We start from the raw sequence: 16,898 nt of genomic DNA, 5'->3' as shown, positions 1-16,898 counted from the left end.
ATGAAAGAGGCGTACGTGCTAGCCAACGACGTGACAACGACCCACCTCCATGACTGGGCCAAGGCCCACGCCGAGGACATGGTCGCCGACGTGGCCATGCTGGTGGGCCACGAAACCCCCAGCCGGGACCTGGACCTGCTGGACACCGCGGCCGGGGCCATCACGGCCTGGATGCGCGAACGCCTCGGGGAACCCGACCGGTTGGTGCGGCACAAGCTTGCGGGCCACGGGGACGCCATTGACGTGACCTACGGGGATCCGGACACCGCCGGCGTGCTGCTGGTCGGCCACTACGACACCGTGTGGCCGGCCGGAACCCTGGCCGAATGGCCCTTCACCATTCGCGACGACGGGACCGCCACCGGGCCCGGCGCCTACGACATGAAGGCCGGACTCGTCACCGCAGTGTGGGCGCTGCGCGCCCTGCGCGAAGCTGGCGCCGACCACCCTCCCGTGCGCTTCATCTTCAACGGCGACGAGGAAATCGGCAGCCCGGTCTCCCGCCCCATCATCGAGAAGGCCGCGGCCACGGCCCTCTCCACCCTGGTGCTGGAGCCGGGCGTCGGATGGGACGTGAAGACCGAGCGCAAGGGCGTCGGCGCGTTCACCGTTAACGTCTCGGGCATCGAATCCCACGCCGGGAACGACCCGCTGGGCGGGTCCAGCGCCATCCACGCGATGGCCGAGCTGATCCCCGAACTCGTCGCCGCACAGGACCATGCGGCCGGCACCACCATCAACGTCGGTGTCATCGGCGGCGGGACGACCCGCAACGTGGTGGCCGGCGCCGCGCACTGCGTGGCCGACGTCCGGGCCTCCACCACGGCGGAGGCCGACCGGGTGGCCGAACTCTTCGCCTCGCTGGAGGCCAGCGACCCGCGCATCGAGGTCGAGGTCACCGGCGGCTGGAACCGCCCGCCCATGCAATTCACCTCGGTGAGCCGCCCGTTGTGGGAGATGGCGCACGACGTGTCGGCCGAACTGCGCGAACCCCTGGAAGGCATCAGCGTGGGCGGCGGCAGCGATGCCAACTTCATCGCCGCGCTGGGCCTGCCGGTGCTGGACGGGCTGGGCGCCAGCGGCGGCGGGCCGCACGCGCGCCACGAGCACATCGTGCTCGCCGACGTTCCCGACCGGGCGGCGCTGGTTGCCGGAATCCTGCAACGCCACCTGCCGCAAGACTGACTTCCACGGCAAGCGACCCCCGACCTCCCTGGAGGTCGGGGGTCGCTTGCCGTCCGGGGCGATGCCTAAAGCGAGGTCCCCGGGCGCAGGGCCCGGACGCTGGCGTAGCCGTCGGAAACGGTCCGGGTGTAGCTGTCGAAGACGCGCGTGTTCTTGGTTTCGAGGGCGTAGGTTCCCCAGCCCGGGTTCGAATCCCTGATGAAGCCCAGCGCGGAGGCGTGCAGCGTGTCGGCAAGTTCTTGCGGGGGATTGGGGCCGGCCAGCGGCTCGACCTTTTCCGAGCCCAGGCAGTCGAAGAAGAACGGCACGTCCAGGCAGTGGACCGCCGCCGAGAACGCCGGGGAACGCCAGCTGAAACGCGAGACCCAGGTGGGCGTGCCGCCGCGCAGCTCGGCGAGTTCGGCCAGGTTGACGCGGAACATCCGGTCGGTCAGGAAGCGTCCCATGACGGCGGCCGTGCCCAGCGCCTTGACGTCCGCGTTGTGTGTCATCCAGGCGCGGCATGCTTCCTTGGTGCCGCCCATCTTGGTGATCATGCGGCCGGCCGGCAGGAAGCGCAGGAACTTGGCGGCCTTGGAAAAGGCCATGGCGAACTCGTCGTCGGTGGCAGAGAGCCAGAGCGGGATGTCGCTGCCCTGGCCGTCGGCCAGGGCCTCGGTGGTCGGGCGGGGGATCAGGTCCCCGTCGACGATCGGGCCGAGCGAGAGCCCCTCGTCGAGCATCTTCTGAAGGGCGCCCTTGGCCGTGAGGCTGGTGTTCTTCAGCTGCAGCTCGATGAGCTTTTCCTCGGGCACCGAGCGGAAGCCCGCAAGGTCGGCGCTCACTCCGGCGCCCTTGGCCAGGCTCTCGGTCAGGTCCTTGGCCCGCGTCAGGCTGACGTCCGCCAGCGCGCCGGAGAGCGAGATGACGCCGCGGAAGAGCCCGCGGGCGGCGGGCATCCCCAGCAGGGTGAGTACCGCGCCGCCGCCTGCCGACTGGCCGGCGATGGTGACCTTCTCCGGGTCGCCGCCGAACGATGAGATGTTGTCGCGCACCCATTCAAGGGCGCAGAGCCAGTCGCGCACGCCGCGGTTCTCCGGCGCTCCGGGAATGTGCCCGAATCCGTCGAAGCCCAGGCGGTAGGAGATCACGACCGTGACGACCCCGTCGCGGGCGAACCCGGTGCTGTTGTACCAGGGGCTTGCGGGGGAGCCGGCGAAGAAGCCGCCACCGTGGATCCAGACAAGCACCGGAAGCTTCGCGTCGCCGTCTCCCGCCGCGGGGGTGGTGACGTTGAGGTTGAGCGTGGATTCGCCGGGCACGCTGGGCTCCGGGATCAGTGTCACGCCGGGATCCCCGCGCTGCGGCGTGGGGCCGAAGGCGAGCGCGTCGCGGATGCCGTCCCACGGCTCGACGGGCACCGGGGCGGCGAAGCGGAGATCGCCGACCGGGGCCTGGGCGAAGGGGATGCCCATGAAGGACGTGACGTCGTCGCGGCCATCGACGGACCGGCGAATGCCGCGTATCCTGCCCAGCGGGGTGTCGATGATCAGCTGGTCCTGTTCGGTGCTTTGTTCTGCTGACATCGTGGCTCCTGATCTGTTGGAACAGAGGGTGTTGGCGGGGCGTCCCCGACGTCCCAGCGCAAGACTATCCGATCCTTGTGGAGAAATCCCGACTGTTGTACGGTATTTCCAAATGCGGTGTCGAGACCGCCGGAACAGACAAGAGGACAGCATGAACGCAATGATCCCTTCCGAGCTGGCAGTCCAGGAAAAAGCGTCGTTGACGACGGGCCGCGATTTCTGGAGCACTTCCGGCCTCGAATCCGCGGGGCTGCCGGCCGTCATCCTCACCGACGGCCCCCACGGGCTGCGCCTGCAGGCAGGCGCCAGCGACCACCTGGGGCTCGCCGATTCCGTCCCGGCAACCTGCTTCCCGCCGGCCGTGACGCTTGGCTCCAGCTTCGACGTCTCCCTGCTCGAGCGCGTGGGCGCCGCCATCGGCGCCGAGGCGCGTGCCCAGGGCGTGGGCGTGGTGCTTGGCCCGGGCGTCAACATCAAGCGCTCCCCGCTGTGCGGCCGCAACTTCGAGTACCTCTCCGAGGACCCGCTGGTCTCCGGAGTGCTGGGCTCGGCGCTGGTCGACGGGCTGCAGTCCCAGGAGGTGGGTGCCTCCGTGAAGCACTTTGCCGCAAACAACCAGGAGGCCGACCGCATGCGGGTCTCCGCGGACGTCGACCCGCGCCCGCTGCGCGAAATCTACCTGCGCGCCTTCGAGCGCGTGGTCCGCAACGCCAGCCCGTGGACCGTCATGTGCTCCTACAACCGCATCAACGGCGTCTCCGCGGCGGAGAACCGCTGGCTGCTCACCGACGTGTTGCGCGAGGACTGGGGCTTCGACGGCATCGTCGTCTCCGACTGGGGAGCCGTCACCGACCGCGTGCGTTCCCTCAACGCGGGCCTCGACCTGGAAATGCCGGGCAACCCGGGCAACAGCATCCAGCGCATCTCCGACGCGGTTGCCTCCGGCGAGCTTGAGGAGTCGGTGCTCGACGAAGCCGTCGTGCGCCTGGCCGAATTCGCCAAGCGGGCCCGGCCCGCCACGGGCCCCGCGGACCTCGATGCGAACCACGCGCTGGCCCGCGAGGCCGCAGGCAAGGGAATCGTGCTGCTGAAGAACGACGGCAACCTGCTGCCCGTGCGGGCTGGAACCAACGTCGCGGTGGTCGGCGAATTCGCACGCACCCCGCGCTACCAGGGAGCCGGCTCCTCGCAGGTCAACCCCACCCGCGTGGAAAACCTCCTCGACGAACTCGGCTCCGTCCCGGGTCTCGGAACCATCGAGTTCGCCCCCGGCTACTCGCTGGGGGTGGACGCGGCCCCGGAAGCGGAGCTCTTCGCCGAGGCCGTGGCAGTTGCCGGACGGGCCGACACCGTGATCTTCCTGCTGGGCCTGCCGAGCGCCGTCGAATCGGAGGGCTTTGACCGGGCGGACCTGAAGCTGCCGGCCGTCCAGCTGGCGCTGCTCGAGCAGGTGCGCGCGGCCAACCCGAAGGTCGCAGTCGCGCTGGTGGGCGGCGGAGTCGTCGAGATGCCGTTCGCCGACGACGTGCCGGCAGTGCTTGCCGCCTGGCTTGGCGGCCAGGCCGGCGGCGGCGCGCTGGCCGACGTCGTCACCGGCAAGGTGAACCCCTCCGGCAGGCTGGCGGAGACCATCCCGCTGCGCCTCGAGGACACCCCCGCGGCCCTGGATTTCCCGGGCGAGCACGGACACGTGCGCTACGGTGAGGGCATCTTCGTGGGCTACCGCTGGCACGACGCCCGCAAGGCCGCGGTGCGCTACCCGTTCGGCCACGGGCTGAGCTACACCGACTTCGAGTACACGGACCTTGCCGTCGAAAAGTACGACGACGGGCTGCGGGCCACGGTGACCCTGCGCAACAGCGGCGGCGTTGCGGGACGCGAAATCGTGCAGCTCTACGTGGGCCTGCCGGGTTCCGGCGTGGCACGTGCGCCGCGCTCGCTTGCGGCCTTCGCCTGCTTCGAACTCGCCGCCGGCGAGAGCACCCGGGTGGAACTGCTGGTCGACCGTTCCGAACTTGCCTACTGGGATACCCGGGTCGAGGGCTGGACCGTCGAGCCGGGCACCTACGAGGTGTCCGCCGCCTCCTCCAGCCGCGACGTGCGCCTGAGCGCCGGCATCGAGCTGGCCGGCGACGTGGTTCCGGTCGCGATCAACTCCGAGACCACGCTGGGCGAATTGATGGCCGACCCGATCGGCGGCGCCGTCATGGCCCAGTTCGCCGGCGACGCGCTCTCCGGGATCACCGGCGGCTCGGGCGACGACGAGGCCTCGGCGATGATGACCTCGATGCTCGGTTCCATGCCGATCGGGCGCCTCCTGAACTTCCCGGGTTCCCCGATGACCCGGGAGGGCCTGGACCAGCTGATCGGCGCCATCCACGGTGCACGTGCCGCGGCCGCCGCGGGAGTGCCGGTTCCGCTCCGCGGGTCTGCCGTGGGGGATTCCCGGGGCTAATCGGTGGTTCGCTCCGGCTGGATGCCGACGCGGACGTCGGCACCGGTCTTTGCCGTTTCGAGCGCCTTGTCGAGTTCGTGCAGGAAGAACCTGGGGCCGACGAGGTCCGCAAAGGGCATCTTGTTCCACTTGAGGAACATGAAATCCACGGCGTCGGCCAGGTCGTCGGCCGTGTAGTTGTGCACGCCGACGATCGACTTCAGACCCCTGATGATGGCCTCGGGGTCGATCCCGACCTCCGGGCCGGGCGAAACGCTTCCCACCAACACCGCGATCCCGCCGATGCCCAGCGAGTCGATGGCGGACTTGACGGCAGCCGGGGCGCCGGAGGCCTCGAAGGCCGCCAGGGGTTCGGCCAGATCCGCCGCATCGAGTGCGTCCGCGGCGTCGCCGGCCAGCGGGTCAAGGGCAAGCGCGGCCCCGAACTTCAGGGCCATGGCGCGGCGCTCCGGGGCGGGGTCAAGCGCCACCACCTTTGCGCCGGCCGAGACCGCCATGGCGATGATGCTCAGGCCCACCATTCCGGCGCCGGAGACCAGGACCGTGGCACCGTCGATCGGGCGATGCCTGGTTGCTGCGCGCAGGGCCGCCGCGGCGGTCGCGGTGGCGCATGAAACCGGTGCCAGGATGGCGGCGGGAATCTCCTCCGGAACCCGGGTGATTCCTGAACCTGCCTTCACGTGCACGTGGGTGGCAAAGCCGCCGTTGAGCTCCCAGCCCCGGCCGATGCGCTCGTGCCCGTATTTCAGGATCTTCTCGCACTTCTGCGGAAGGCCCCGGTTGCACGTGCCGCAATCCCCGCAGCTGACTGTGACGGTCCAGACCACCCTGTCGCCGACCTTGAGGGAAGTGCCGTCGTGCAGGACGGCCTCCGGGGTCGCGGCAACCACGCGGCCGACCTGTTCATGGCCCAACACCAGGGGAGGCGCTGCGCTTCGGTGGCCCGAGGTCGTGTGGATGTCGGATCCGCAGATCGTCGCATACTCGACCTCCACGAGGGCATCGCCCTCATTGAAATGTATCTGGGGAACCGCGACGGTTTCGTGGGGGAGACCCGGTCCCTTCCACGCCATGGCGATGGGCGTCGGGGCGAACCTGAGTGTTGATGGCATGGGGTTATCGGCCTAGGGGTAGGGGTAGGGGTGGCGGTATGGGAATGGATGTGCCGGGGTGCCGGGAAGGGCCTAGCGCAGGACCTTGCGCACCCACATGGCGATGCCCTCGACGGCGAGCCCGGTCACCAGGATCATCAGGACGATCGAGCTGACGAGCTGGTAGTTCGACCCCTGGCCCGCATTGAGCAGGTAGTAGCCGATGCCGCCGCCGCCGACGATGCCAAGGACGGTCGCGGCACGGATGTTGGAGTCCAGCAGGTAGAAGCTGTGGCCGATGATGGCGCGGGCGCCCTGCGGCAGCGTGGCGGACACGTAGGTCTGGAAACGGGTGGCGCCGGTGGCGGTGAGTGCCTTCTGCGGCCCGGTCTGCACCTCCTCAAGGGAGTCTGCGATCAGCTTGCCCAGCAGCCCCACGCCGGCGAAGGCCAGGGCGATGATGCCCGCCTGGCTGCCCAGCCCGGTGATGACGATGAGCAGGATCGCCAAGATGATCTCGGGGACGCCGCGGACCATTACCAGGGCCAGGCGGGAGCCCGCGCGCACCGAATCGTTCGGTGCCACGTTGCGTGCGGCGAAGGAACCCAGCACCAGGGAGAACACCAGCGACAGGATCACCGCCGCCAGGGCGACGGCCAGCGTCTTGCCCATGGCCGAGGCCATGGTCGCGAAGTCGTAGGAGCCGAAGTTGGGCGGCCAGAACTGGGCCATGATGGCCGGAAGCTTCGGCCAGACCTCGAGCAGGTCGCTCCATTTGATGTCGCAGACCCACACGCCCGCAACTGCCGCGGCGACGGCGCCCCAACCCCAGACGAGGTTGCGCACGCGGGCCATGGTCCATGGCCTGCGCGAGTGGGCCGTGAGGGGTGCGGCGGCGCGCGCCGCACGGCGGGCCGTCGCGCGTTTTGCGGTGCCGCGCGAGGTATCCGGGGTGTGACCCAGCAGGACCTTGCGGATGGCGCCGGACACCAGTTCCATGGCCACGCAGAGGATGAACATCACGATCGCGATGCCGACGCCCAGCGAGTAGTTCAGCGACTTGAACGCATGGGACATTTCCAGGCCCAGGCCCACGACGCCCACGTAGCCCAGGATCACCGAACCGCGGAGGTTGATGTCGTTGCGGTGCAGCACCGTGGCGATCCACGACGGCAGCACCTGCGGCAGCACGCCGCCGATGAATTCCTGGGTCTTGGTACCGCCGGCGGCACGGATGGCCAGCCGCGGCCCCTCGTCGATCTGCTCGATCGCGTCGGCGAAGAGCTTGGAAATCATGCCGATCGAGTGCAGGCCGATGGCAAGGATGCCCGGAAGGGCTCCGATGGAGAACACCAGGATGAACACCATGGCGAAGACGACGTCGGGGATGGCGCGGGTGAAGACCGTGATGAAGCGGCCCACGGCCTGGAAGACCGGGCCGGGGGTGGTGTTGGCCGCGGCGATGTAGGCCACCGGCACGGACAGGGCGGCTGCCAGCAGCGTGCCGGTCAGCACCAGGCCCAGCGTGAGGACCGTGAGTTCGAGCAGCTCCGCCAAGGGCGGGAACTTGACGGTGCCGACGCGGGCCAGGAAGCGCTCGGCGTTGGCGATGCTTCCCAGCATGTTCGAGATCGAGATCTCGGCCTTCGCCAGCGAGTAGATGGAGATGCCCACGATGGCCAGCAGGGTCAGCACCACCGCGGTGCGCTCGGGCGTGGGACGGGGCAGGGCCCCGGTCCTGCCCGTCACGGCGGTGGGCGCCGGGGCCGGAGTCGGAGCGGGAATCCGGGTGTCGACGCTCATGAGGTGGCGGCCCCGCTGTAGGCCAGGGATGCGGCGTGCTTGGGTTCCGTGTCGGCCTTGGCGGGTGCCGCGGCGGCCGCGGGTTCGACCGAGACCTTGCCGTAGATCTCCATGACCTCCGCGCGGCCCAGGCCGGCGGTCGGCGTATCCAGGACCACGGCACCCTCGCGCAACCCGATGATCCGGTCGGCCCAGGAGAGGGCCAGGTCCACTTGGTGCAGCGAGCACAGGACCGTGAGATTGCGTTCGCGGGCGATGTCGCGGATCAGCGACATGACGATCCGGCTTGATTCGGGATCCAGCGAGGCGACGGGTTCGTCGGCCAGCAGGATCTCGGGTTCCTGCATGAGCGCGCGGGCAATGGCGACGCGTTGCTGCTGACCGCCCGAAAGGGTGTCGGCGCGCGCGTAGGCCCGCTCGAGCAGGCCGACCCGCTCGAGGGTTTCTAGCGCCTTCACGCGCAGGCGGCGCGGGTAGGTTGCCAGGCCCAGGCGCGGGCCCCTGAGCGAGGACAGCGCACCGGTCAGCACGTTTTCGAGTGCCGTCAGGGATGGAACAAGTTCAAACTGCTGGAAGACAAAACCCACCTTGGAGCGCAACTTGCGCATCTCCTTGCCCGAAAGCGTGGTGAGCTCCTGGCCCAGGACGTTGAGCGTGCCGCTGGTCGGTGTTTCCAACCCGTCCACGTGCCGCAGGAAGGTCGACTTCCCGGAGCCCGAGAGGCCCAGCAGCACCACCATTTCGCCCGGTTCTATGGCCAGGTCAACGCCCTTGAGCGCAGCCTTGTCGCCGAATACCTTAACCACATTCGTGGCCGTGATTGCATGTCCAGACACCTTGTCCACCTGTTCCATCCCTCGTTCTACTTGGTAACTACTGGCACTGCGAGGCGTTGGTGCTCTTGCAGATGTCGCGGATGGTGTTGTAGTAGGCGTCGTCCACCGGCTTGGTCTCGAAGAAGACGGCCTTGAAGCCCTCGGAGTCGGCGCCCTTGATGCCGGCGGCGGCGATCTCGTCGATGGTCAGTTCCTTCATCAGGCCCGCAACCTCGGTGCGCAGTTCTTCCGGCAGGTTGTCGGAGACGACGATCGGTGCGCCCGGAACCATGGTCTGGTCGATGACCTTGACCTTGTCGCTCTTGGCGACCTCGCTGTCCTCGGCGAAGCCGGCCTCGCATTCCTTGCCCTCGCCGACCTTGGCCACGGAAACGTCGTGCTTGCCGGCGAAGACCTTCTCGATGTCGGTGTCGACGTTGATGCCGGCCTTGCCCAGGTTGTAGGACGGGAAGAGGTAGCCGGAGGTCGAGGACGGGTCGACGAAGCAGACCTTCTTGCCCTTCATGTCGGCGATGGTCTTGATATCGCTGTCCGCCGGCACGATGGCCTGGGAGAAGTAGCCCGGCTCCTGGCCCTCCGAGGTGACGATCGAGGAGACGGGGGTGATCTTGGCGCCGTTCTTGGCGGCGGTCACGTACGTGAAGCCGGAGAAGGAAGCGACGTCGATCTTGCCTGCGATCGAGGCCTCGATGAGCGCTGCGTAGTCGGTGGACTCGTGGTATTCGACGGTCTTGCCGGTTGCCTTGGCCAGGTAGTCCATCAGCGGCTGGTAGTTGGTCTCGGTGTCGACCGAGTCAGGCACCACGCCGAACACCAGGGTGTTGGCGTCCTTGGCGAAGCCGGTTGCGGCTGCGGCGTCCGGGGTCTGTGCGTTCCCGGCGGGAGTCGCCGAGCATGCCGCCAGGGAAACGGTGGCGAGGAGGGCGAGGGTTAGGGCCGAGATCTTGGTGCGAGTAGACACGGTGCTGGTTCCTTCGGAGTCATCATCTTGTGTGCACAGGAGTCTGTGCCGAGTGTCGACGATATTCACCAAGTTCAACCATCAACCACCAAATCCGTGAACTGCCGGTGAACGGACCCTGCATTTCTGGTGTTGGTTTTCGAATGTGCGTTGGGGCCTTGACCTGCATCGGGAGGCAAAAGCATAGCGAGGCGACATGGCAATGTCCGCCCGGCCGGGGTCTCGGTCGAGATTGCGGCACCCGGGCGGAGTTGACCAGACAACTCTGTTCCGGTCCCGGCCTTGAAGTGGGCGTTCGCAGGTATCGGTGCGCGAGTGGAGGGTGCGGATCCGTGCAGTCGGGTTAATCGACAACGCCCTTGTCAACTGCGTAGACAACACTGTTGACGATTGTTAGTGTGTGACGCAGTGCACAATCGTCGGTTGGGGATAGGGGACGGCATGGCACTTTGAAACGCCGCAACGTCGCGGACTACGAAAGGAAGCTCCATGCAGCCAGAAAACCTTCGTCCACAGGATAAAACCACGGGAATCGTTTCCCGACGAACCATCCTCGGAGCCGGTGCGGCCGCGGCCGGCCTTTTGCTTACGGCAGGGGCCAGCCCGTGGTCGGCAGTGGCGGCGCCGACCTACACCTGGGACGCGATCGTCGTCGGCGCCGGGGCCGCGGGCCTCGGCGCGGCCAGAAAGATCGCCGCCGCGGGCAAGCGGGTCCTGGTGCTCGAGGCCAGGGACCGGATCGGCGGCCGCCTGTGGACCGACCGAACCTCGCTGAGCATCCCGCATGAGCGCGGCGGGGAAATGGTCCATGGCCATGACGTTTCCACCTGGGAACTGATCCGGCAGCAGAACCTGACCACCCATCGATGGGAAGACAAGTTCGCCAAGATCAATGTCAGCGACAGCACGTGGAACAGCGCCAAGAACTACGACACCTTCCAGTTCCCGCAGGGCGCGCCATCCTTCCCCGTCGGGATTCCGCAGCCACTGGCCGGGGAGACCGCGGAAGTGTGGTTGGCGCGGATCGGGATCCCGCGTTCGAACTACCCGATCTACTTCTGGGTGCTGGAGGGCGACTACGAACAGTTCGACGTGATGCCCGCGGAAATGGTCGTCGAGGAGCTCGGGCTCGTCCTGGACATGCAGCAGTACTCGGGCGCCATGCCGACGGAGGAATATGGTGACTACCGGGTCATCGGAGGCTACGACCAGATCCTCAAGCCGCTGATGCGAGATGTCACGATCCGCAAGTCCACCGTGGTGAACACCGTCGAATACGGCGCCAGCTGCGTAAACATCCACACCAACAACGGGTCGTTCAGGTCCCGCGTGGTGGTCATGGCGGTGCCCGGCGGGGTGTTGAAGTCCGGCGCGATCACCTTCGACCCGCCATTGCCTTCCGCACGCCGAACGGCCATCGACGAGATCAGCTACCTGTCGGTGTTCAAGGGAATCCTTGAATTCGCCGAGCCCGTGGTGCCGGCGGATGCCGCGCTCCCGCGCCGCTGGGACGTCACCGCGCTGTTCTCCGAGAACCCGCCGACGCTGTGGGATGCCTCGCGCGGCACGCCCGGATACGGCGGCCAGCTCATCGTCACGTGGATGACCGGCGCAAAGGCCCAGGAGCTGCTCGACCTGCCGGTGGCCGAACGGCACCAGGCGGGACTTGAAACCGTGCGCAAGCTGGCCGGCGACCCGGGCCTGCAGAACGTGGGGGCCACTACGTACGACTGGTCCAAGGACAGGTTTGCGCTGGGTGCCTACCCGGGCCCGTTCTCGCGCCGCGACGGCCTGAGCGACCCGGTCGGAGGCGTGCTCTTCTGGGCCGGCATGACCACGAGCATGGTCCACACCTCGCGCGATTCGGGAACCGAGGCCGCGGACCTGGCTCTGGCGGCCCTGCGCCGGATGTAGCCAAAGGCAAAAGCCCGCGGGGATCGCTGTGCGCATGGTGCCGCGATCCCGCGGCGGGTTACCTTTTGGCCGGTACGCCGGGTACTGGTTGAAGGTCGCGCTGCCGGGCGGTGTTGGTCGGTGCTGCACTAGTGGCCGGCGCAACGGCCAGGACGACTAGCGCCGCTCCGATGATGGCCAGCCCGCTCCAGCCCGCGGGGCTGAGGGTTTCACCGACGATGACCACCGCCAGGATCGCTGCGACGGCCGGCTCGCTCAGCGTGATGGTGGTTGCGGTGCTGGCGCCCAGACGGGCCAATCCGTACCCGAAGAGCACGTAGCCAAGGAACATCGGGACCAGTGCCATGTAGGCAGCCACGGCAAACGCCTGGGGAGTGGCGATCAGTGGTGCGCCGGTCAGGAAAAGCACCGGGAGGAGCAGGACGCCTCCTGCCCCGAACACCGCACCCATCGAGGCGGAGCGCCCGACGCCTCGGTCCATGAGGCGCCGGGCGCACCACGAATAGCAGGCATAGGTGGCTCCGGCAACAAGTCCGAGCGCCATGCCGGCGATGGTGTTCCCGGCGTCTTCGGGGCCGGCGGCCATCTTGGATAGGCACAGCAGCACGCTGCCGATGATTCCGAGTCCTGCGGCAACCATCCACCACCGGCCGAGCGGGGTGCGTTGCACGAACCATTCCAGCACCCCGGAGGCCAGCGGGGCCGAGGCCAGCGACACGACGGTGCCCAGTGCCACCCCGGCCAGATGCATCGAGCTGTAGAACGCCAGCGGGTAGATCGCCACCGCCACGGCACCCACGGCGACCAGGGGCAGGTTGGCGCGCAGCCGAGCGCGGTTGGCCAGCAGCGCGGGAATCGCGATGAGGGCCTGCAGGATGCCGCCGACTCCCAGTGCCGCGGCCCCGATCGCCAGCGGGCCGGCATCGGGAGCGAACGTCGCCGCGGTTCCCGTGGTGCCCCACAGGATCGAGGTGACGGTGATGGCCCCGATGGCGAGCATTCTCCCGCGGCTCATGCCGCGTCCTCCAACTCGGCATCAACCAGTGCGGCGGCGATGGTCCGGGCGCGAACCAGGCGGTCGGATGTTCCTTCCAGCCCGGCGCGGGCCACGGCGCCCTCGAGCAGGAAAGACAGTTCCTCGGCGAGGTCCGCGGCCAGTTCGGCGTCGAGGGCCTCGGTCAGCGACTCGGCCAGGATCGCCTCGACCTCTTCCTTGTGTTCCCGCACTGCCGCCCGCCCTGGCGCACCCACCGGCAGCTCGGCCGCCGCGTTCAGCAGCCCGCATCCGCGGAACCCGTGGGAGTAGGCGGCTTCGGCGTGGTCGATGTAGGCATCGAACACCGCCAGCACCCGGTCGCGGGCCGTCCGCGCCCCGGCTGTACGCGCCCGGTGCAGCTCCAGCCATTCTTGGTGCCGTTCGGTGAGATAGGTGAGCACCAGCTCGTCCTTGGACGCGAAGTTGTTGTACAGGCTCTTCCGCGCCACGCCCGCCTGCTCGGTGATCGCGTCAATGCCGGTCGCCGCAATCCCGTTCGCATAGAACAGGTCTGCCGCTGCCCTCATCAGACGATCCCGCGCCGGACGCTGCCGGCCCGTAATTTCACCCATGACTCACCATTTCTAAGTAGGTAGATCAGTCTACCTACTTAATGGTCTGGATGTCACCGGGTCCCCGCGGCTGGCGCCTTTTCCCTGGCGCCGCCACTGTCCGTGCGCCGGTGCCCGGGGTTAAAAGCGTGATGGTGTCCCACCGCATCGATGCGGCGGGACACCATCCGGGTTTCGGGGATAAGGCGCGTTTTCCCGGGGTGCTGGTTACTTCGTGTAGCTGGTGTCGTTCACCTTGCCGACTGTCCAGTTGCCGTCCTTGAAGGTGAGGACGCTGACGCCGCCGTTGGTGATTCCCCCATCCGGAAGCGTCGCGCCGAGGGAATCCAGCACGCACGAGATCGACAGTCCGCTGCTGACCGCAAGCACCCGTGACTTGCCCTCCTTGAGTGCGGCGCCGGCCATCGCATCGAGGGACTCGCGCATCCGCGGGCCCGCCAGGGTGCAACCCTCGGCGGGGATTTCCGGGTTCGGGTTAGCCGAGGCCATGGCGTCGGTCAATTCGGTCAGCGTGAAGCGCTCGAAGGCCTCGTCGAGCGACGCCACCTTGAGCTTTTTCATTCCGGCTCCCCACATCGCGTTCCCGTCGCCGCCCTCAAAGCCGCCAAAGGCGAGTTCGCGCAGGCGCTCGTCGCGTTCCACCGGCAGGTCCTGTCCCATGCCCTTGACGATGAGCGACGCCGTTTCGTAGTGGCGGAGCATGTCGGCGGAATAGGCGGCGTCGACGGTGCCGATCTTCTTGGCCAGGCCCGCACCGACCGCCGAGGCGGTCTTGCGCCCGTCGTCGGTGAGCGGGGAATCGCTCCAGCCTTGCGCGCGCTCCAGGATGTTGAGCAGGGTTTCCCCGTGGCGCGTGAGGTACACCGTGACGGACTGGTCAGCCGGGGGTGTTGCCTGAGGTGTCGTTGTGGCCTGCGGTGCCGATGGCGCCGAACAAGCGGCGAGGGCCGCGGGGCTCAGGGCGGCCACTGCCGTGCCGGTGAAACGGGTGAGGAAAGAATTCATGTCCATCTCCTTTGAATGCGGCATCTGGGCGGGCGTCATCGCCGGTGCTCCCTAAAAGGGAGTGTCCAGGGCCTGTGGTTGCGGTGTCTGTGATCAGAAGGCGTTGCTGACCCTGCCTGCGGGTCGGATCACCGGGCTACGCGGCGCCGGGGCGAAGTGCCCGCACGCTCGCATGGCCGTCCTTGTTTCACCGAGCAGATCGGGGCAAACGCGATGGCCGCGAGCACCACCGCGACCATGCCGAAGGCGAACAGCGCAGGGTAGCCGCCGGCGGTGCCGATGATGACGCCCGCGATGGCCGGGCTCATGGCCTGCGGGATGTTGGTGGCGATGTTCAGGATGCCCAGGTCCTTGCCCGCCGCGGCGCCCGCGCCCGGCAGGACCCCGGTCATCAGTGCGGTGTCGCAGGCCATGTAGAAGCCGAAGCCGATCCCGTCGATGACGGCCGAGAGGATCAGCCCCTCCAGGGTCCGGTTGAAGAGCGGGATCGCCAGTGAGACGACCATGATCACCGAGGCTGCATAGATGAAGACCTTGCGCCGCCCCACGCGGTCGCTCCACCAGCCGGCCAGCACGATCGCGGCCATGGTTGGCAGCAGGGAGGCCAAGGCGATGGTGCCGATGGCCGTCTGGGCGTCCTCCAGCGACATGCCGATGTAGTCGGTGATGATGTAGAGCTGGAAGGTGCTGACCACGAAGTAGCCCAGGATGAAGAGGAAGCGCGCGGTGAAGGCCCAAGCGAAGTCGGGGTTCTTCCGCGGGTTGATCCAGAAGCCGCGGAGGAAGGCGCTCCAGCTCCAGGCGGGCACCTGCGAGTGGGCGGAAGACCAGTCGCGGTTGACCACGATAAAGAGGACCGTGGTGAGGATGATGGCGATCCCGAAGGCCGAATAGGCGATCCCGAGGGCTCCGGCCAGGGCGCCGGCTGCCAGCACGCCGAGGGTGCCGCCGATCTGCATGCCGATTCCCGCCATGGCGCTTGCGGTGCCGCGCTTGTTGCGCGGGAAGCGGTCGGCGGTGATGGCGCTGAACGGGCCCTGCAGGGCATTGAGCGCCACCTGGATGACCACCCAGAAGACGGTGATCCACACCAGCGAGGTGAACGATCCCAGGCCCAGCATCAGGACGCCGCCGATCAGCGCCCCGAGGATCATCCACGGTGCGCGGCGCCCCAGCCTCGAGCGCGTGCGGTCGCTGATGGCCCCCACGATGGGCTGGGCGAACAGCGTGAAGACGAAGGAGGTGGTGGTGACGATCGCGAAGTTGCCAACCTTGTTTTCCTCGTCCAGCACGGCGATCTGGCTGGGCAGCAGCACTCCGATGAGCGCGGCGTAGGTTGCATAGAGCGTCAGGGAGGCGACCGGGATGCCGGGCAGCAGCGTGCGGGTCGGCGGCGGGCTCTGCGGGGGAGTCCCGGGCAACGGGGCTGCGGTGTCGATCTGCTCCGTGGACGCCAGGGGGAACGGGGGGTCCGGTGCGGAATTCTGTGGATTCATGGCGCGTCCTCAGCGTCGTGTCCGATGGGGTTCACGCCTTCGAATCCAATACCGAGTGGCGCTCGGTGTTAAAGTGTGCCCCGGATCACAAATACCGTCAAGGGGTCGGTTTTGAGGCGCTCGCCGAGGAAATCGTTACCCGGCCGCCCGCCTTTCGAGGGGAATCGGGCGCACGTAAAAAGTCGGCCCGGCCGGGCCGGAGGTCCGGCGTCCGGTGCATCATGCCCGGCACCTGCCCGGAAGGCGGGGTTTGGGCGTCAGGATTTGGGGTTCGACCGCCAGGAATCGATTGTGGCCTCGAGGTGGCTGGCCATGTCCAGTGCGGGGTTCAGGAGCCATTGGGTTTGTAGGCCGTCGGTGAGTGCCAACAGCGAGTTCGCCGCAAGTTCCGGATCGAGGTCGGGGTTGAACTCGCCCTCCCGCTGCCCGTCCTGGATTTCCTCCGCGAGCTCGCCGCGGAAACGGTCAAAGCGTTCGGTGAAGAACTTGTGTGCGGGGTGCATAGGGTCGGGGGCCTCTGCCGAGAGGCTGACGTAAAGCTGGACAAGGCCGGGCACCGCCGAGTTGTGTCGGACCACCACCGGGAACGTGTCAATCAGCCTTGCCTCGGGGTCGGCGCTGGCGTTGGCCGTGTCGACCTCGTCGCGGTGGCGGAGGACCTCGGTGAAGAGTTCGTCCTTGGATGCGAAGTGGTGCAGCAGTCCCGCCTGGCTGAGGTCCACGGCTGCGGCGATCTCGCGGACCGAGGTCTTGCGATATCCTTCGCGGGCAATGACCTCGAGTGCTGCATCGAGAATCTCCTCGCGTTTTGCGACACCTTTTGCATACGATCCTCGACGAGCCATGGAGCAATTCTAGCCCGGGGCCCGGTTGCGCTTTCGTGGATGGGGTTCGGGCGGACGGCCCTTGTTTCGTAATACCGAGTGATATACGGTATTAGCAAGTGCGGTGCCGTATCCGCCGATTCAGAAAGAGGACA

General features: G+C 67.8%; 13 protein-coding genes. 3 read left to right on the top strand and 10 right to left on the bottom strand.

Annotated elements, in window-relative coordinates:
* A complete protein-coding gene (locus ACFY5D_RS10050) occupies nucleotides 1–1,185 on the top strand; it encodes a M20 family metallopeptidase (protein WP_387528635.1) in 1,185 nt (394 codons plus the stop codon).
* 65 nt (nucleotides 1,186–1,250) lie between these two features.
* Here the strand turns inward: ACFY5D_RS10050 and ACFY5D_RS10045 are convergent, their stop codons facing one another.
* Nucleotides 1,251–2,750 (bottom strand): carboxylesterase/lipase family protein, encoded by a 1,500-nt coding sequence (locus tag ACFY5D_RS10045; protein WP_387528633.1) that lies wholly within the window; start codon nucleotides 2,748–2,750, stop codon nucleotides 1,251–1,253.
* 151 nt (nucleotides 2,751–2,901) lie between these two features.
* Here ACFY5D_RS10045 and ACFY5D_RS10040 point away from each other — a divergent pair, with 151 nt between their 5' ends.
* Entirely contained in the window at nucleotides 2,902–5,205 is a 2,304-nt protein-coding gene (locus ACFY5D_RS10040; protein ID WP_387528630.1) for a glycoside hydrolase family 3 C-terminal domain-containing protein, read from the top strand.
* Here the strand turns inward: ACFY5D_RS10040 and ACFY5D_RS10035 are convergent.
* From ACFY5D_RS10035 to ACFY5D_RS10020, 4 genes are all read right to left on the bottom strand, one after another.
* A complete protein-coding gene (locus ACFY5D_RS10035) occupies nucleotides 5,202–6,317 on the bottom strand; it encodes a zinc-binding dehydrogenase (protein WP_387528628.1) in 1,116 nt (371 codons plus the stop codon). The two genes, ACFY5D_RS10040 and ACFY5D_RS10035, sit on opposite strands and share 4 nt — an antisense overlap.
* Before the next feature lie 72 nt (nucleotides 6,318–6,389).
* Nucleotides 6,390–8,099, bottom strand: coding sequence for a PhnE/PtxC family ABC transporter permease (locus ACFY5D_RS10030; RefSeq protein WP_387528626.1), 1,710 nt, complete (start codon nucleotides 8,097–8,099; stop codon nucleotides 6,390–6,392).
* A complete protein-coding gene (phnC, locus tag ACFY5D_RS10025) occupies nucleotides 8,096–8,935 on the bottom strand; it encodes a phosphonate ABC transporter ATP-binding protein (RefSeq protein ID WP_387528624.1) in 840 nt (279 codons plus the stop codon). Before phnC ends, ACFY5D_RS10030 begins: the two co-directional genes overlap by 4 nt.
* 37 nt (nucleotides 8,936–8,972) lie before the next feature.
* Nucleotides 8,973–9,896 (bottom strand): phosphate/phosphite/phosphonate ABC transporter substrate-binding protein, encoded by a 924-nt coding sequence (locus ACFY5D_RS10020; protein WP_387528621.1) that lies wholly within the window; start codon nucleotides 9,894–9,896, stop codon nucleotides 8,973–8,975.
* 489 nt (nucleotides 9,897–10,385) lie between these two features.
* Here ACFY5D_RS10020 and ACFY5D_RS10015 point away from each other — a divergent pair, with 489 nt between their 5' ends.
* Nucleotides 10,386–11,810: a flavin monoamine oxidase family protein gene (locus ACFY5D_RS10015; protein WP_387528618.1), complete on the top strand. Its 1,425-nt coding sequence runs from the start codon at nucleotides 10,386–10,388 to the stop codon at nucleotides 11,808–11,810.
* 58 nt (nucleotides 11,811–11,868) lie between these two features.
* Here ACFY5D_RS10015 and ACFY5D_RS10010 read toward each other — a convergent pair whose 3' ends face one another.
* The 5 genes from ACFY5D_RS10010 to ACFY5D_RS09990 form a co-directional block, all read right to left on the bottom strand.
* Complete coding sequence (locus tag ACFY5D_RS10010; protein ID WP_387528616.1) at nucleotides 11,869–12,825, bottom strand: DMT family transporter; 957 nt, start codon at nucleotides 12,823–12,825, stop codon at nucleotides 11,869–11,871.
* On the bottom strand, nucleotides 12,822–13,418 hold the full coding sequence (locus ACFY5D_RS10005; RefSeq protein ID WP_387528613.1) for a TetR/AcrR family transcriptional regulator: 597 nt from the start codon (nucleotides 13,416–13,418) through the stop codon (nucleotides 12,822–12,824). The genes ACFY5D_RS10010 and ACFY5D_RS10005 overlap by 4 nt, the downstream gene beginning before the upstream one ends.
* Nucleotides 13,419–13,625: 207 nt before the next feature.
* Entirely contained in the window at nucleotides 13,626–14,423 is a 798-nt protein-coding gene (locus ACFY5D_RS10000) for a histidine phosphatase family protein (protein WP_387528610.1), read from the bottom strand.
* 128 nt (nucleotides 14,424–14,551) lie between these two features.
* The gene (locus ACFY5D_RS09995; protein ID WP_387528607.1) at nucleotides 14,552–15,919 is read right to left on the bottom strand and encodes an MFS transporter; all 1,368 of its coding nucleotides are present in this window, start codon (nucleotides 15,917–15,919) and stop codon (nucleotides 14,552–14,554) included.
* Between the two features lie 257 nt (nucleotides 15,920–16,176).
* Complete coding sequence (locus ACFY5D_RS09990) at nucleotides 16,177–16,764, bottom strand: TetR/AcrR family transcriptional regulator (protein WP_387528604.1); 588 nt, start codon at nucleotides 16,762–16,764, stop codon at nucleotides 16,177–16,179.
* Nucleotides 16,765–16,898: the final 134 nt, after the last annotated feature.

This window comes from Paeniglutamicibacter sp. NPDC012692, from assembly GCF_042901625.1.
Lineage (GTDB): Bacteria > Actinomycetota > Actinomycetes > Actinomycetales > Micrococcaceae > Paeniglutamicibacter.
Note: the sequence above shows the minus strand (reverse complement) of the source record. Positions and strands in the feature narration are given on the sequence as shown.

Excerpts from the sequence above, each read along its gene's own strand:
- ACFY5D_RS10045 (WP_387528633.1), bottom strand. The coding sequence starts at position 2,750 with ATGTCAGCAGAACAAAGCACCGAACAGGACCAGCTGATCATCGACACC.
- ACFY5D_RS09990 (WP_387528604.1), bottom strand. The coding sequence starts at position 16,764 with ATGGCTCGTCGAGGATCGTATGCAAAAGGTGTCGCAAAACGCGAGGAG.
- ACFY5D_RS10050 (WP_387528635.1), top strand. The coding sequence starts at position 1 with ATGAAAGAGGCGTACGTGCTAGCCAACGACGTGACAACGACCCACCTC.
- ACFY5D_RS10035 (WP_387528628.1), bottom strand. The coding sequence starts at position 6,317 with ATGCCATCAACACTCAGGTTCGCCCCGACGCCCATCGCCATGGCGTGG.
- ACFY5D_RS10010 (WP_387528616.1), bottom strand. The coding sequence starts at position 12,825 with ATGAGCCGCGGGAGAATGCTCGCCATCGGGGCCATCACCGTCACCTCG.
- ACFY5D_RS10030 (WP_387528626.1), bottom strand. The coding sequence starts at position 8,099 with ATGAGCGTCGACACCCGGATTCCCGCTCCGACTCCGGCCCCGGCGCCC.
- ACFY5D_RS10015 (WP_387528618.1), top strand. The coding sequence starts at position 10,386 with ATGCAGCCAGAAAACCTTCGTCCACAGGATAAAACCACGGGAATCGTT.
- ACFY5D_RS09995 (WP_387528607.1), bottom strand. The coding sequence starts at position 15,919 with ATGAATCCACAGAATTCCGCACCGGACCCCCCGTTCCCCCTGGCGTCC.
- ACFY5D_RS10040 (WP_387528630.1), top strand. The coding sequence starts at position 2,902 with ATGAACGCAATGATCCCTTCCGAGCTGGCAGTCCAGGAAAAAGCGTCG.
- ACFY5D_RS10005 (WP_387528613.1), bottom strand. The coding sequence starts at position 13,418 with ATGGGTGAAATTACGGGCCGGCAGCGTCCGGCGCGGGATCGTCTGATG.
- ACFY5D_RS10000 (WP_387528610.1), bottom strand. The coding sequence starts at position 14,423 with ATGAATTCTTTCCTCACCCGTTTCACCGGCACGGCAGTGGCCGCCCTG.